The following is a 15900-nucleotide window of genomic DNA, read 5'->3' as shown; positions in this document are numbered from 1 at the left end:
CCGGTCCCGAGGTGCCGGGGAGCGGTCGCGAGGGGTCAGGGGCTGATCGCGAGGAAGACGAACGCGGCGAAGATCGACAGATGGACGCCGCCCTGGAGCAGGGTGGCCCGTCCCGGTACGACGGTCAGCGCACCGACCACCACGGTGAGTGCGAGCAGCACCATATGGGTGGCGCCGAGGCCGAGATGGAGCGGTCCGTCGAGCCAGACCGAGGCGAGGGCGATGGCCGGGATGGTCAGGCCGATGCTCGCCATCGCCGAGCCGAGGGCGAGATTGAGACTGGTCTGGACGCGTTCGCGGCGGGCGGCCCGCACCGCCGCCAGGGTCTCCGGCAGCAGCACCAGCAGCGCGATGACGACACCGACCACCGCCTGCGGCATCCCGGCCGCTTCGACCCCGGACTCGATGGTCGGTGATACGGACTTGGCGTCGCCGACGACCGCGACCAGTGCGATCAGCAGCATCACCAGGCTCAGGGCGGTGGCGCCCCGGCCGGGCAGCGGTGCGTGGTGCTCGTCCGGTTTGAGCGCGCCCTCGGGTGTGAGGGGCAGGAAGTAGTCGCGGTGCCGCACCGTCTGCACGGCGACGAACAGCCCGTACAGGAGGAGTGAGGCGACGGCGGCGAAGGTCAGCTGGGCGGTGGAGAATTCGGGGCCCGGTTTGCCGACGGTGAAGGTCGGCAGGACCAGGCTGAGGGTGGCGAGCGTGGCGACGGTCGCGAGGGCGGCCCCGGAGCCCTCGGCGTTGAAGACGACGACACGGGAACGGACGGCCCCCACGAGCAGGGACAGTCCGACGATGCCGTTGCAGGTGATCATCACGGCGGCGAAGACGGTGTCGCGGGCGAGCGCGGACGTCTTGGGGCCGCCGTCCACCATCAGCGTGACGATGAGGGCCACTTCGATCACGGTGACGGCGACGGCCAGGACGAGCGAGCCGAAGGGTTCCCCGACCCGGTGGGCGATGACCTCGGCGTGGTGCACGGCGGCCAGGACGGCGCCCGCGAGACAGAGCGCGACCACGGCCACGGCGAACGCCGGAAGCTCCCGCCCCCAGCTGAAGACCAGGGCGAGAGCGGCGACGATCGGCACGACCACCGTCCACCGGGTCGCCAGTGACCGGACCGTCGCGCGCGCGTTCATGGGCCACACCCTGCCAGAGCCGGTACGGGGGCGCTCGTCGGACGGCGGCCGGACGGCGGTTCACAGGGCCCGTCGGTGTCCTTCCCAGTACGGGTCGCGCAGCCGCCGTTTGTAGAGCTTGCCGTTGGGGTCGCGGGGCATCACGTCGATGAAGTCGATGCTTCTGGGGCGCTTGTATCCGGCGAGGCGCTGTTCGCAGTGGTGCAGGATCCCGGCGGCGAGCGCCTGGCCCGGCTCGTGTCCCGCGGCCGGTTCGACGACCGCCTTGACCTCCTCGCCCCAGTCGGGGTGCGGGATGCCGAAGACCGCGACGTCGGCGACGGCGGGGTGGCCGAGGAGGGCGCCCTCGATCTCGGCGGGGTAGATGTTGACCCCACCGGAGATGATCATGTCGATCTTGCGGTCCCGGAGGAAGAGGTAGCCGTCCTCGTCGAGGATGCCGAGGTCGCCGACGGTGAAGAAGTCGCCGATGCGGTTCTTCCGCGTCTTGGTCTCGTCCTTGTGGTAGCTGAAGCCGCCGGTGTTCATCTTCATGTAGACGGTTCCGAGTTCGCCGGGCGGCAGCCGGTTGCCGTCGTCGTCGAAGACGGCGAGTTCGCTGATCGGCCAGGCCCTGCCGACCGTGCCCGGTTTCTTCAGCCAGTCCTCGGCGGTGGCGAAGGCGCCGCCGCCCTCGCTGGCCGCGTAGTACTCCTCGACGCACCTGCCCCACCAGTCGATCATGGCGCGCTTCACATGGTCGGGGCAGGGCGCGGCACCGTGGATGGCGTGCCGCATGGCGGTGACGTCGTAGCGCCGTTTCACCTCGTCGGGGAGGGCGAGGAGGCGGTGGAACTGGGTCGGGACCATGTGCGTGTGGGTACAGCGGTGGGTGTCGATGAGCCGCAGCATCTCCTCGGGCGTCCAACGGTCCATCAGCACCAGCGGGTGTCCGATGTGCAGGGACGCGCCCGCGAACTGCAGAACGGCCGTGTGGTAGAGCGGCGAGCAGACCAGGTGGACGTTGCCGTCGAACGGTTTGATGCCGAAGATGCCGAGGAATCCGCCGAGGTGGCTCTCCTCGGGGAGCCGGCCGGATAGCGGACGGCGGATGCCGCGCGGGCGGCCCGTGGTGCCCGAGGTGTAGTTCATGACCCAGCCCAGGGTGCGGTCGTCCGGTGCTGCCTCGGGCTGCCCGTCGAGCAGTTCGGCATACGGGCGGAAGCCGTCGACCGTGCCCACGGCGAAGCGGTGGCCGGCCGGCAGCTTCGCCTCGTCGGCGGCCTCGGTCACGGCCTGCGCGAACCGCTCGTGGGCGATGAGCACCTTGGCGCCGGAGTCGGAGACGATCCAGGCGATCTCGGGGCCGACGAAGTGGTGGTTGACGGGAACGAGGTAGAGGCCGGCCTGGGCTGCGGCGAGATAGGCGGTGAAGAACTCGACGCCGTTGGGCAGCACGACCGCGAACGCGTCGCCCCGCCGCAGCCCGGCCGCGCGCAGTCCGTGGACGAGGCGGTTGGCGGCGGCGTGCAGCCGGCCCGCCGTCCAGCTCTCGCCATCGGGTGCGATCAGGACCGTACGGCCGGGATCGGCGGTGGCCTGGGCCCAGAAGCCGTTGGGCAGTGGGGTCATGAGGCGCTCCGTCCGGCGATGCGGTTGATCCGGTCCACGGCTCGCTCGAAGCCACGGGTCAGGTCGTCGAAGACGGCCTGCACGCTGCGTTCGCTGTTCATCCGGCCGACGATCTGGCCGACGGGGGTACCCAGCAGCGCGCCGGTCTCGTACTTCTGGATGCGCGATACGGCCTCGGCCACCAGCAGCCCCTGGAGCGGCATGGGCAGGGTGCCGGGCCCGGCCGGGTCGTCCCAGGCGTCGGTCCATTCGGTACGGAGCTGACGTGCGGGTTTTCCGGTGAGGGCGCGGGAGCGGACGGTGTCGCCGGAGCCGGCCGCGAGGAGTTTGCGGGTGAGTGCGCGGGAGTGGAGGTCGGCCTCCTCGGTGGTCAGCCAGAGGGAGCCGAGCCAGACGCCCTGGGCGCCGAGGGCGAGTCCGGCGGCGATCTGCTCGCCGCTGCCGATCCCGCCGGCGGCGAGGACGGGCAGCGGTCCGACGGCGTCGACCACGTCCGGGACCAGGACCATGGAGGCGATCTCGCCGGTGTGGCCGCCCGCCTCGTACCCCTGGGCGACGACGATGTCGATGTCCGCGTCGGCGTGGTGACGGGCGTGCTTGGCGCTCCCGGCGAGGGCGGCGACGAGCACGCCCCGGTCGTGGGCGCGCCGGACGACATCGGCGGGCGGCGACCCGAGGGCGTTGGCGAGGAGCCTGATGGGGTAGTCGAAGGCGACGTCGAGCTGGTTGCGGGCGACCTCCTCCATCCAGCCGGTGATCCGCCAGCCGGACGCCTCGCCCTCGGGGAGTGCCGGCACGCCGTGCTTGGCGAGGGTGTCCTGGACGAACTGGCGGTGTCCGGCCGGGATCATCGCCTCGACATCGGCCTCGGTCACCCCCTCGACCTTCTTCGCGGGCATGACGACGTCGAGGCCGTACGGCTTTCCGCCGGTGTGCTCCTGCATCCAGTCGAGGTCGCGCGCGAGGTCGTCGGGGGCGGTGTAGCGGACCGCGCCGAGTACGCCGAATCCGCCGGCCCTGGTGATGGCCGCGGCCACCGCGGGGAACGGCGTGAAGCCGAAGATGGCGTGCTCGACTCCCAGTTTCTTGCTCAGCTCCGTCTCCATGGGGCGCAGGATGCCGCAGCCGGACATCCGAGGGAAGAGATTTTCTGATGCAGTGTCAGATTCTTTGTGACGCAGGGGGCCTCCGTGACGGCGGGGGTGACAGTAATCTCTGCGGCGGCAGGAAGTTTCATTGTCGGACGAAATTTCGAAAGTTACTTTCGTGCAGCGGGAAGGGGTTCCGGATGACCGAGGACGCGGCGGGCAGAGGGATCAGCCGACGGAGGCTGGGCGGTGGGATGCTGGCCCTGGGCGGGGCACTCGCCCTGGCGCCGATTCCGTTCGCGGAGCGGGCGTCGGCCATGGAGTCGGGGGCGGGGTCGTCGGGGATGCGCACAGGGGACGGCGGGAGCGCCGCACCGGGGCAGGGCCGGCCGACGCTGCGGCGTGGACCGGCCGACCGGGCCGGGCTGCTCCAGGAGCCGCTGGACCAATTGGTCGCCGACGCGGAGAAGTTCCTCTCCGCCTCCCCCAAGCACCCCTGGTACGCGGGTGCGGTGCTGCTCGCCGGGCGGGGCGGCACGGTGGCCCTGCACCGGCCGATCGGCAAGGCCGTGCGCTATGCGGCGTACGACGAGAAGACCGACACCGGGGTGGAGTTCCCGCCCGACCAGCAGATCCCCATGGCCGAGGACACCGTCTTCGACCTGGCTTCGGTGTCGAAGCTTTTCACCTCGATCCTGGCCGTGCAGCAGATCGAGCGCGGGACGCTGGAGCTGGAGGCAAAGGTCGCCTCCTACCTGCCCGATTTCGCCGGCGGCGGCAAGCAGGACATCACGATCCGTCAGCTGCTCACCCATACCTCGGGCTTCCGCGCCTGGATTCCGCTGTACAAGGCACCGACGCGGGAGGGGAAGCTGCAACTGCTGTGGAACGAGGTGCCGGCCAACGCTCCCGGCACGGTGTACCTCTACTCCGACCTCAATCTGATCTCGCTCCAGCTGGTCCTGGAGAAGATCACCGGTCGCACGCAGGACGTCCTGCTCCGCGAGCAGATCACCGCTCCGCTCGGCATGCACCGCACCCGGTACAACCCGCCCGCCTCCTGGAAACCGAAGATCGCCGCGACCGAGGACGCCCGGCTGCCCTGGTCCGGACTGGACCGCGGACTGGTCTGGGGCGAGGTGCACGACGAGAACGCGTACAGCCTGGACGGGGTGGCGGGCCATGCCGGGGTCTTCTCCTGCGCCTGGGACCTGGCGGTCCTCGCCCGTACGCTGCTCAACGGCGGGGTCTACGGGCGCGCGCGGATCCTCTCCGCCGAATCGGTCGACCTGCTGTTCACCGACTTCAACACCGCCTTCCCCGGCGATGAGCACGGTCTCGGCTTCGAGCTCTACCAGCACTGGTACATGGGGGCGATGGCCACGCCGCGCACCGCGGGCCACACCGGCTTCACCGGCACCAGTCTCGTCCTGGACCCGACGACCGACTCGTTCCTGATCGTCCTCGGCAACTCGGTCCACCCCGTGCGCAGTTGGCGCTCCGGCAGCGCGCCGCGCGTCGCAGCCGCCAACCGGATGGCGCGCGCCGTCGCGGTCCGTCCCGCGCGGGGACGTACGGCCTGGTTCTCGGGCATGGCGAGCGCGACCTCGGCCACGCTGACCCTGCCGGCGCTGCGTCTCGCCTCCGCGCACGCCCGGCTGAGCTCGGCCCTGTGGTGGGACACCGAGCCCGGGTCCGACTTCCTCTTCCTGGAGGCGTCGGCGGACGCCGGGGCGACCTGGCAGCCCGTACCGTTCACCACCGTACCGACGGCCGGGAAACCCCACCCCGAGCCCGAGCCGCATCCCACCGGCGCGGTCTCCGGCTGGTCCGGCCGGGTATGGCACCGCCTCGACGCGGACCTCGCCGCCTGGCGCGGCAAGGAGGTCCGGCTGAGGTGGCGGTACACGACGGACCAGCTGTACGTCGGGCGCGGGGTGTACGTGGACGCCGTCCGGGTCGAGGACGGCAACCGGACGGTCTTCGACGAGAGCAGGTCCGGCGACGCCGTGCGCATCGAGGCGCTGGGCTGGGCGGCGTCGGCGGACTGATTCCCGCCGCGCCGGTCCGATGGGACGCCGTGCCGGGGAAGGGCCGTCCCCCTTCTCCGGCACGGCACCCTGACCAAGGGCAGGGCCACATCACCGGCGATCACCGTCGTCGTCCAGGAACGGACGACGCCGGTGGTCTTCTCCCCCGCCGGAGTCCCGGTGTCCGGCTTCGAGCCGCGTTCCCCGCCGTACGAACGCCTCCCCGCCCTCGTCGAGACGGCCAGGACCACCCCCTCGGCGTCCGCTCGCCGGAGTCCTGGCAGCTCACCGCAGACCGGATCACCGGCGCCCTCACCATCCGGGGCACCGTGACCGGACCGGACGGCACGGCCTCGCTCGACGCGGACGGAAAGGGGAAGGTGCTGCGGCGCAGCCCGGCACACTGACCGGGACTTGTGCCGTCCCCTTCCCGGCGGCGGGTCCGCTCCGATGGACACCCGCCGGGGATACGGGTGGCGTCACGTCGGAGAATTCCTGCATGAGCACATCACCGCAGAGCTGGACTCGTACCGAGCGCCTCGACGCCGACCGCCTCGTAGCCGCCGTGCATGCGGAGACAGGGGTGCGGCTGGTGGTGGAGGGCCCCTGTCCGGGAGGCGAGGTGGGTGCCGCGTACGTCCGGTGGCCCGACGGACGCCGGTCCGTGCTGAAGTGGCGGCCGGACACCCGGCTCGACGAGCTGCGGGCGGGCCCCCTGGCGGTGTGCGAGACACTGCGCGGCCGGGGGTATCCCTGCCCCGCGACGGAGCTGGCGCTCCAGGTGGGCGGTGCGGTGGTACTGGTCCAACAGCTCCTGGCGGGCAAGCCGTTGGAGGTGCTGGACCACCACGGGCTGGATCAGGCACTCGCGCTGAACAAGTCGCAGGAGGGGCTGCTGGCCGGGCGCGCGGACATCCCGTCGACGAACCTGTATCTGCTCGACGACGGGCCCGGCTACTGCCTTCATGAGCCACTGCGTCGGCACGGTCGGCGCGGTGCCGCCCTGGAGCGCCGGATCAGGTCGGTCGGGGCCGGTCACCCTGCCCGCCCGGCCGGGGACGATGTCGTGCACCAGGACTTCCACCACGGCAACCTGCTCGCCGTGGACGGTACGGTCACGGGAGTCATCGACTGGGAAGGCGCCGGGCGGGGAGACCGCCGGTTCGACCTGGTCACCCTGCGCTTCGGCCTGCACGCGCGGGAGCAGGCGCCGGGGGTCGTCCGTCGCCTCGACGACATCCTGGACGCTCTGCCCGACGACGTTCTGCGCCCCTGGTGGGCCCATATGAGTCTGCGCATGACCGACTGGGCCATCCGGCACTTCGCTCCGGGCGAGGTGGAGCACTGGCTGGATCTGGCCGAGCAGCGCCTTTGACGCCGGTCGGGCGCTGCTCGGGCGCTGTAGGTTCCGGTCGTGATCCACGACTGGAAGAACGATCGAACAGGCAGTGCTCTGCGGGGCGGGAACCCGACCGTCCCGCGGCGCCCGGATGCGGGATTCGCCGCGATCGGGGACGCGCAGTTCCTGCCGGGGTACTCGGTGCTCCTGGTCGACGAGCCGGAGGTGCAGCACCTGTCCGAACTGCCGAAAACCGAACGGCCGGCTTTCCTGTCCGACCCGGACCGGCTCGGTGAAGCCGTCGAACGGGCCCGCCGCCGTGCGGACCCCGCGTTCCGCCGGGTGAATCCGGATCTCCTCGGCAACACCGACGGGTTCCTCCACGCCCATGTGTGGCCGCGTGACGAGTGGGAGCCGGGCGAGCTGGTCGGCGTGCCCGTCCGGCTGTATCCCCAGGACAGGTGGAGCGACGTACGGTTCGCGCTCGGCCCGCAACACGACGCACTGCGGGCGGCGATCGGCGAGGAGCTGGACCGGTCGTCGCCGGAAGGCCGGCAGACCATCGGCCCGGCGGCACCCGGCGCGCCGGTCACGGGAGAGGTGTGAGGAGCACCACCGAACCGACCGCGACCCGCCTGGCGCCCCTGCGGGTTCCCGCCTTCCGGCGGTTCGTGCTCGCCAACCTCGTCTCGGCGACCGGTTCCGCGATGGCACCCCTCGCGCTCGCCTACGCGGTGATCGGGCAGGGCGGTGGAGCGGGCTCGCTCGGCGTCGTGCTGGCCACGAATTCCGTTCCGACGATCGTCTTCACCATCGCGGGCGGCGTCCTCGCGGACCGGCTCTCGCGCAGCCGGATCCTGTTCCTGGGCAATCTCCTGGCCGCGGGCGCCCAGGGGGTACTCGCGGCACTGGTGGCCACGCACCATGCGACGACCGCCTCGATCGCCGCATGCGGCTTCGTGTCGGGGATCGCCGTGGCCTTCACGGCACCGGCCGCGGCGGGCGTGGTGGGGCAGGTGGTCGCCGCGGAGCATCTGCAGCAGGCCGTCGCGCTGCTCCGGCTTCCGGGCAACGCGGTGAAGGTGCTCGGCCCCGTCGTCGCGGGACTGATCGTCGCCATCGCCGGTCCGGCGTGGGCCCTGTCCTGGGATGCGCTCTCCTTCCTGATCGCGGCGCTCCTGCTGCTCGGCCTGCGGCTGGGCGCGCCGGTCACCAGAGGTACCGGCGCCCTGGCCGATCTGCGGAACGGCTCGGCGGGCTTCCGGTCACGCACCTGGTTGTGGACGTACACCGCGGCCGGGACGGTGGTGGTCGCCACGTGGCTGGCCGGGTTCCAGCTCCTCGGTCCGGTGATCGCCGCGGAGCACTACTCGGGGGCACGTTCCTGGGGGCTCGTCCAGGGCGCGTTCGCGTTCGGGCTGCTGGCGGGAACGGTGGTGTGCCTGCGCTGGAAGCCGTACCGTCTGCTGGCCGTCGCCGTCGTCACCGGTTCCGCGCTCTGTCTGCCGCCGGCGGCCCTGGGCATCGGCCTGGACCTGCCGTGGGTGCTGCTCGGTGCCGTGCTCGCGGGCATCGGCCTGGACATCGCCATCGTGTCCTGGAACACCGTGCTCCAACAGCACGTGCCGCAGGGGGAGATGGGCCGGATGAGTTCGTTCAACGGGTGTCGGGGAGCGTCTCGCCATCCCGCTCGGCTACCTGATCACCGCACTCGCCGCACATGCCTGGGCCGACCGGACCGTGCTGCTGGTCTGTGCCGGTGCCATCGTGGCGACCACACTCCTCAACCTCTGTGTCAGGGATGTGTACCGCGTCAATCGCCTCTGAGCACACCGGAAGGCGCGCCCGGCACGGGGCCGCCGCGCCTTCCTCGGCGGTGGCCACGGGGGCCGTCATCGCGGCCTGCACCGTCACCGACGGCACGGGGGTGCATCGGTCCCAGACCGTCATCGGGTACATCGCCTGGCTCTTTCTGTGCCAGGGGCCCGTCCTGCCGCTGCCGGCGCTCGACCGGCGCGGCCGTCCGCTGTTCGCTCAGCTGAAGCCGGCCTGCGGGATCGGTCTGACGGGCGGCGTCATCTCGTTGACCGCCTACGGCCTCGTCATCCGGGCCCAGGCCCACGGCGACCTCGCGACCATCGCGGCCCTGCGCGAAACCAGCATCCGCATCGCGGCACTGATCGCCACGCTCCTCTTCCGCGAACGGTTCGGCCGGCTGCGCCTCACCGCCGGAGCGGCGGTCCTCGCCGGCATCGTCGTACTCGAACTCGCCCACCCCTGAACGCGGAACCTCCCGCGCGCACTCCCCCGGTCGCCGTGCCACACCCGACGGGGGTCTCGGCAGGCCGGTGCGGCGAGCGCGGACACTGCCACCGGGGCGGCGGCACGCTACGCCGTACGGCCCGCGACCGGCCGCTCGCCCGCGCCCGGCGCCGGGACCGCGACGGCAGGACCGCCCGGCGCCGGGGCCGTCGACTCGCGTACGACCAGCCTCGGCCGGATGAGCAGCGACCGTCCCGCCGCCGGGGCCGAGTCGATGCGCGCCCGCAGCTGCTGGAACGTCTCCGCGGCCATCTCCGGCAGCGGCTGGCGGACCGTGGTGAGCGGCGGTTCGAAGAGGTCGGCGAGGAGGATGTCGTCGAAACCGACCACGGAGATGTCCTGGCCCGCGCTGCGCCCGGAGTCCTTGGCGCCCCGGCAGATCCCGATCGCGCACATGTCGTTGATGGCGACGAAGGCGGTGGGCGGGCGCGGGCCGCCGAGCAGCTCCCTGGCGGCGTTCCGTCCCAGTTCGGCCGCGTCCTTGTCACCGTACTCGGTGGTGTCGGCGCCGGGCCAGACGATCGCGTCGTCCGGATCGAGGCCCGCCGACTCCAGGGCGGCCCGGAAGCCGCGCAGCCGCTCGCGGCGGTTGACGCTGTTGACCGAGCCGGAGACGAACGCCAGTCGACGGTGACCGAGTTCGATCAGATGACGGGTGGCGATCTCGGCGCCCATCGCGTTGTCGACACTGATGGAGGCCAGCGACGGCGGATCGCCCGCCTGCGCGGTGCGGTCGAAGGCGACCATCTTCAGTCCGCGGCTCAGCAGCGGTGCCACATGGTCGAGCGAGGGCAGCGAGGAACAGAGCACCACTCCGCTCACCCCGTCCGCGAGCAGTTCCTCGCCGTACTTGAGCTCGCGGGCGGCGTCGCGCTCGCTGTTGCACAGCAGTACGTGGTACCCCTCGGCGAGCGCGATGGCCTCCAGCTCACGGGCGAGCGCCCCCCAGAAGGGGTTGGCGACCGACGGCACGATGAGACCGATGACCTTGATGCGTCCGGTGCGCAGCATCCGGGCCGCGCGGTTGGGCCGGTAGCTGAGCTGCTCGATCACCTGCTCCACGCGGGCGAGCGTGGCCGCCTGCATACGGTCCGTCCGTCCGTTGAGGACATTGGAGACCGTACTCGCGGAGACCCCCGCAGCCTCCGCGACCTGATGGATCGTTACCCCGCTCATGCCACCTCCGGTTCGGAACCCGTTGACCATACCAGTGTATCGATTTACTGAACTTCGTTTACCGGTACACCCGTTAACATCCCTGAAAATTCATGTGCATCAGCTGTTGACGTCCCTCTCGGGGCGTTCCTAGCATCAGTGCATCGATTTACCAGCACTTCCCAGCCACGGCTGGGGTTCATGGCTGGATCGATCCACAGTCTCCACCTCAAAAGGGGTGTCCCATGCAACTCAAAAGACGGTCTCTGCTTGCTGCCATCGGCGCCGGTACCGCTGCCGCCGCGCTCAGCGGGTGCGGAACCGGCACTTCGGCGGGCGGCTCCGCCGACGGTCCCGCCGAAGGTGAGATCACTCTGCTCACCCCGATCTACGAAGGTGCCGACGGCAAGACGCTGTTGGAGAAGGAGATACTCGGCGGCTTCCGGAAGAAGTACCCGGACGTCAAGGTGAACGTGGACTACACCACGTACGCCCAGCTCAACGAGAAGATCACCACCGGTCTCGCGGGCGGTCTGCTGCCCGACGTGCTGATGATGGGCGTCGGCTGGATCCCGCCGTTCGCCGCGAAGAAGGCCATCGCCGAGCTGCCGGAGAAGTTCGCCGCCGCGCACGACTACGAGAAGCGGGTGCTGGAGCCGTCCCGGTACGACGGCAAGCTGTACGCGCTGCCGGTCGTCCTGGACACCCGCATCGTCGTCTACCGCAAGGACCACTTCGCCGAGGCCGGCATCAAGAAGACCCCGGCGAACTGGGCCGAGCTGCGCGCCGTGGCCAAGCAGCTGACCAAGGACGGCCGGGTCGGTTTCGACCCGTTCTCCATCGATCTGCGCCAGTGCTGGGAGACCTTCCTCTTCGCCAACGGCGGCCAGCTGTTCAGCGCCGACGGCAAGAAGGTGCTGTTCACGGACGCCCGCGGGGTCGAGGCGCTGCAGTTCTTCAAGGACCTCATCAAGGACGGCTCCGCCGACTACGCCAAGAAGACGGACGCCGGCGCCCCGGCGAACGTACAGACCGGCAAGGCGTCGATGATGATGACGACCAGCGCGCTGTGGAAGCAGGTCGGCGACCAGTCGCCGGACCTGATCAAGGACGACAAGCTCGGGGCGTTCATCCTCGCCAACCGCAAGCCCGCGATGCTCCAGGGCGGCACGCTCGTCACCCAGTCCGCCAGTTCGAAGCACCCCGCGGCGGCACGCGCGCTCGTCGAGTACCTCGCCACGCCCGAGTCGATCCTCGGTGCGGCCAAGCAGCGTGGCTCGGTGCCCGGGCTGAAGGATCTCAGCGACACCAGCTATGTGAAGGAGAACAAGTTCGTCGATCTCTCCCTGCAGAGCATGGGCGCCGCGTGCTCCGAGGGCGGCACCGCTGCCTGGATGGAGATCCGCGAGAAGATCAAGCCCACGCTGGAGCCCGCGATCGTGGGCAACCAGTCGGCGAAGGACGCCATCGCGGAACTCGGCAGGCTCGCCGAGGCCGCCATCGGCCGGATGTAAGGACCCGTCGCTGTGGGAGCTACATCCGTACTGAAGGCGCGCCCCGCGCCGCCCTCCGCCCCGACCGGGCGCACGGTCGCGAAGAAGCGCTCCGGCCGGGTCCCGACGGGGCCGGGGCGCCGCAGGCAGCGCGCCGGCATGCTGATGGTGGCGCCCGCGCTGCTGCATGCCTCGCTCTGGATCGGCCTGCCGGTCGTCGCATCGGTGGTCCTGGCCTTCACGAAGTACGACGTGCTGACGGCGCCGCAGTTCGTGGGTCTGGACAACTTCCGCGACATGATGGGCGACGCGGTCTTCCGCAAGTCCATCGTCAACACCGTCATCTACACCTTCTTCACCGTGCCGTTCGGCATGATGCTCGGGCTGCTCGTCGCCCTGGCGCTGCACACCGGCCTGAAGGCCCGGGGCATCTTCCGTACTGCGGTCTTCCTGCCGCAGGTGACGGCGACCGTCGCGATCGCACTGGTCTGGCTGTGGATCTACAACCCGGGCAACGGGCTGCTGAACACACTGCTGTCGTTCCTCGGGATCGACGGACCGGCCTGGCTCGCGTCGACCTCGTGGGCGATGCCCTCGGTGATCCTGGTCGGCATCTGGCAGGGCATCGGCATGAAGATGCTCATCTACTTGGCCGCGCTGCAGTCCCTGCCGAAGGAGCTGTACGAGGCGGCTTCGGTGGACGGCGCCTCCAAGGTGCGGCAGTTCTTCTCGATCACGCTGCCGCTACTCAAGCCCGCGACGTTCTTCGTGCTCATCACGTCGATGATCAGCGCGTTCCAGTCCTTCGACCAGATCTACATCCTGACCGACGGTGGTCCTGCCAACAGCACCACGATGATGACGTACGAGATCTACAAGTCCGCCTTCCGGGAGTTCCGCGTCGGCTACGCCTGTGCCCAGTCACTGGTGCTGTTCGTACTGCTGATGGGCTTCACCCTGGTCAACCGGCGGATCATGGGAGGCACCCGTGGCCACAACTGAGCTGCACGCGCCAGGGGTCGCGAGCAAGTCCCGGCCGAAGAAGAACGGCAAGCCGCTCACTACCGGCCGGATCGCACTCTACGTGACCCTCAGCGTCGTCTCGCTGCTGATGGTGGTGCCGTTCGTCTGGATGGTGCTCACCTCGCTCAAGACCCCGGTGGAGATCGCCTCCCAGGACGCCGGACTGCTGCCGGAACACTGGGAGTTCGGGAACTATGTCGACGCGCTGAAGGCGGCGCCGTTCGCGACGTACGCACGCAACAGCTTCATCATCGCGTTCAGTCACACCCTCATCAACGTGGTCGTGGCGTCGATGGCCGGGTACGCGCTGGCACGGATCAAGTTCCGGGGCAGCGAGGTCATCTTCTACCTCTTCATCGCCGCGCTGATGATCCCCACGTACACCAAGGTGCTGCCGGAGTTCCTGATCGTCCGCTTCATGCCGCTGGCCGGCGGGAACGACATCTTCGGCCAGGGCGGCAGCGGCTGGCTGGACTCCTGGTGGGCGCTGATCATTCCGGGCGCCGTCACCCCCTTCGCGGTCTTCCTCTTCCGTCAGTTCTACCTGGACCTTCCGGTGGAGCTGGAGGAGGCGGCCAGGCTCGACGGTCTGGGCGAGTTCCGGATCTACGCCCGGATCATGACGCCGCAGGTCAAGCCCGCGCTCACCACCGTGGCGCTGCTGACCTTCGAGTCGTCGTGGAACAACTTCCTCTGGCCACTGCTGGTGACCCGCACGGACAGCCTGCGGGTGATCCAGGTGGGGCTCTCCGTCTTCAAGACGGAGAACGGCACCCAGTGGCACTTCCTGATGGCCGGCACCACGCTGGCCACCCTGCCCATGGTCATTCTCTTCCTCATCGGCCAGCGCTACTTCGTGCAGGGCTTCGCGACCGCCGGTCTCAAGTGACCGGCTCCGGTCCCGACGACCGTTTTTCCTCGAAAGGTACTTACTCCATGTCTGCTGATCTCAACGGCTCCCGCGCACTGGTGACAGGGGCGGGCCACGGCATCGGCCGCGCCATCGCCGTCGCGCTCGCAGAGGCCGGCGCGGACGTCGCCGTCCACTACCACTCCTCCGCCGACGAGGCCGCGAAGACGGTCTCCGCGATCGAGGCGCTGGGCCGCAGGGCGAAGGCGTTCAAGGCCGATGTCACGGTGACCGGCGATGTGGACCGGCTCGTCGAAGAGGCGACCGGCTTCCTCGGCGGCCTGGACATCCTGGTCTGCAACGCGGGTCATCTGATCGGCCGGGCCACGATCGCCGAGATGTCCGACGACCACTTCGACCAGGTCCTCTCCACCAATCTGACGTCCACGTTCCGCACCGTGCGCGCCGCCCTGCCGCATCTGACGCAGTCGTCGGCCGGCCGCATCATCACGATGTCCTCGCTGGCCGCGCACAACGGCGGCGGCCCCGGCTCGGTGGCCTACGCGGCGGCCAAGGCAGGTGTGCGCGGTTTCACCAAGGGTCTCGCCAAGGAGCTCGGCGGTACCGGCATCACCGTCAACACCGTCGCTCCCGGCTTCATCAAGGGCACCGCCTTCCACGACACGTTCACCGCGCCCGAGGCGCAGCAGGCGATGGAGGCGGGCATCCCCGTCGGCCGGGCCGGCACCCCCGAGGACGTCGCCGCCGCGGTCGTCCATCTGGCGTCGCCGTCGTCCGGCTTCCTCACCGCCACCACGGTGGACATCGACGGTGGCGTGTGGCCGCGTTGAGGCGGATCGCCCGCGAGCGGGGCGGCTGGTGGCACGCGTACGTCTGCCCGGCGCACGGCGTGGAGCTCGATCACGGCGATCTGCTCTCCGGGGTGTTCCCCGAGGACGGTGCGCGTTGTGCGTACGGCTGCCGGGTGGACGACGAGGCGGTGCGCGGCGCCTGGCTGGTGCTCTCGCACCAGGCGTGGGCGCGGCACCTGCGGGTGCTCGCCCACCGCAAGGAGCGCGCGGAGTCGGTGTCGCGGCTCGTGGAGTACGCGGGGCTGTACGCGTCGCTGGCCACCGAGCGGCACGGCGAGGCCCAGGCCTGGATGCTGCGCGGCCGGCTCTTCCACCAGGCGCTGACCGACGCCATCTGGGCGGTGAACGTCGGACACACCGTGATCACGCTCGCCGAGCACTCCACCGAGGACCTGGCCCCGGTGCTGCCGCTGCTGGACGCGCTGGAGCAGGCCGCTCTCGACGCCCGGGACGTGCTCACCGGCCAGGGCCATCTGGCCTCCAACTACACCGCGTGGCTCAACGCGGCCGGTGTGGCGGCGAGTCGGGGGGCTGCGGCGGCCCGTGGCCGGGAGTGGGACGGTGCCGGGCAGTGGCTGGAGGGCGAGCACGGGCTGTACGCGCATCTGCGGGTCGCGGTCGCCGATGACGGCTGGGAGTGGGAGGGCAGCACCTACTACCACGGGTTCGTGCTGCGGGCGGCGCTGCTGGCGCTGCGGGGCACCGACCCCGCGGCCGTGCCGTCCGACGTGGTGGATGTGCTGGCCGGGATGACGGATGTGCTGGCGGCGATCGCCACGCCGGGCGGCATCCTGCCGGCGCTGCACGACGGCCCGTATCTGCGCGGTCCGCTCGCTCTGGAGTGGCTCGAACTCGTCGCATTGGCCCAGCAGTTGGTTCCGTCACCGGCCATGGAGGCGGTGGCCGCGCGGGCTCGCGCCGAGCTCGGCGCACACGACGACGGGCTCGACCGGGAGCTGGGCGGCTGGTTCGCCG

The 15900-nt window shown here is 70.5% G+C and carries 13 protein-coding genes and 1 pseudogene; 10 read left to right on the top strand and 4 right to left on the bottom strand.

All coding sequences use genetic code 11. The features are described 5' to 3' along the window. Positions 1-35 precede the first annotated feature (35 nt). The 3 genes from ABZY11_RS23550 to ABZY11_RS23540 are packed head-to-tail and all read right to left on the bottom strand — an operon-like array spanning position 36 to position 3859. Positions 36-1142: an ionic transporter y4hA gene (locus tag ABZY11_RS23550; RefSeq protein WP_356481046.1), complete on the bottom strand. Its 1107-nt coding sequence runs from the start codon at positions 1140-1142 to the stop codon at positions 36-38. A 60-nt stretch (positions 1143-1202) separates the two neighbouring features. After that, positions 1203-2753 (bottom strand): acyl-CoA synthetase, encoded by a 1551-nt coding sequence (locus tag ABZY11_RS23545; protein WP_356481045.1) that lies wholly within the window; start codon positions 2751-2753, stop codon positions 1203-1205. After that, complete coding sequence (locus ABZY11_RS23540) at positions 2750-3859, bottom strand: nitronate monooxygenase family protein (protein ID WP_356481044.1); 1110 nt, start codon at positions 3857-3859, stop codon at positions 2750-2752. Before ABZY11_RS23540 ends, ABZY11_RS23545 begins: the two co-directional genes overlap by 4 nt. A gap of 182 nt (positions 3860-4041) precedes the next feature. Here ABZY11_RS23540 and ABZY11_RS23535 point away from each other — a divergent pair, with 182 nt between their 5' ends. From ABZY11_RS23535 to ABZY11_RS23515, 5 genes are all read left to right on the top strand, one after another. Then, positions 4042-5892, top strand: coding sequence for a serine hydrolase (locus ABZY11_RS23535; protein ID WP_356481043.1), 1851 nt, complete (start codon positions 4042-4044; stop codon positions 5890-5892). Between the two features lie 478 nt (positions 5893-6370). Further along, complete coding sequence (locus ABZY11_RS23530; protein ID WP_356481042.1) at positions 6371-7246, top strand: aminoglycoside phosphotransferase family protein; 876 nt, start codon at positions 6371-6373, stop codon at positions 7244-7246. Between the two features lie 39 nt (positions 7247-7285). Continuing rightward, positions 7286-7816, top strand: coding sequence for a diadenosine tetraphosphate hydrolase (locus tag ABZY11_RS23525; protein WP_356481041.1), 531 nt, complete (start codon positions 7286-7288; stop codon positions 7814-7816). Continuing rightward, entirely contained in the window at positions 7813-9252 is a 1440-nt protein-coding gene (locus ABZY11_RS23520) for an MFS transporter (protein WP_356481040.1), read from the top strand. The genes ABZY11_RS23525 and ABZY11_RS23520 overlap by 4 nt, the downstream gene beginning before the upstream one ends. Further along, positions 9138-9491 (top strand): EamA family transporter, encoded by a 354-nt coding sequence (locus ABZY11_RS23515; protein WP_356481039.1) that lies wholly within the window; start codon positions 9138-9140, stop codon positions 9489-9491. The genes ABZY11_RS23520 and ABZY11_RS23515 overlap by 115 nt, the downstream gene beginning before the upstream one ends. A gap of 107 nt (positions 9492-9598) precedes the next feature. Here ABZY11_RS23515 and ABZY11_RS23510 read toward each other — a convergent pair whose 3' ends face one another. Then, positions 9599-10708, bottom strand: coding sequence for a LacI family DNA-binding transcriptional regulator (locus ABZY11_RS23510; protein WP_356481038.1), 1110 nt, complete (start codon positions 10706-10708; stop codon positions 9599-9601). Between the two features lie 224 nt (positions 10709-10932). Between ABZY11_RS23510 and ABZY11_RS23505 the strand changes: the two genes are divergently transcribed. The 5 genes and pseudogenes from ABZY11_RS23505 to ABZY11_RS23485 form a co-directional block, all read left to right on the top strand. Beyond that, positions 10933-12201, top strand: a complete 1269-nt coding sequence (locus tag ABZY11_RS23505) for an ABC transporter substrate-binding protein (protein WP_356481037.1) — start codon at positions 10933-10935, stop codon at positions 12199-12201. 12 nt (positions 12202-12213) lie between these two features. After that, positions 12214-13182: a sugar ABC transporter permease gene (locus tag ABZY11_RS23500; protein WP_356481036.1), complete on the top strand. Its 969-nt coding sequence runs from the start codon at positions 12214-12216 to the stop codon at positions 13180-13182. Continuing rightward, positions 13169-14092: a carbohydrate ABC transporter permease gene (locus ABZY11_RS23495; RefSeq protein WP_356481035.1), complete on the top strand. Its 924-nt coding sequence runs from the start codon at positions 13169-13171 to the stop codon at positions 14090-14092. Before ABZY11_RS23500 ends, ABZY11_RS23495 begins: the two co-directional genes overlap by 14 nt. A gap of 47 nt (positions 14093-14139) precedes the next feature. Further along, the gene (locus ABZY11_RS23490; RefSeq protein WP_356481034.1) at positions 14140-14904 is read left to right on the top strand and encodes an SDR family NAD(P)-dependent oxidoreductase; all 765 of its coding nucleotides are present in this window, start codon (positions 14140-14142) and stop codon (positions 14902-14904) included. Beyond that, positions 14892-15900, top strand: a pseudogene (locus tag ABZY11_RS23485) (hypothetical protein); the annotation flags it as partial. The gene ABZY11_RS23490 and the pseudogene ABZY11_RS23485, both read left to right, overlap by 13 nt.

It is taken from the genome of Streptomyces sp. NPDC006510 (assembly GCF_040611955.1).
Taxonomy (GTDB): Bacteria; Actinomycetota; Actinomycetes; order Streptomycetales; family Streptomycetaceae; genus Streptomyces.
Note: the sequence above shows the minus strand (reverse complement) of the source record. Positions and strands in the feature narration are given on the sequence as shown.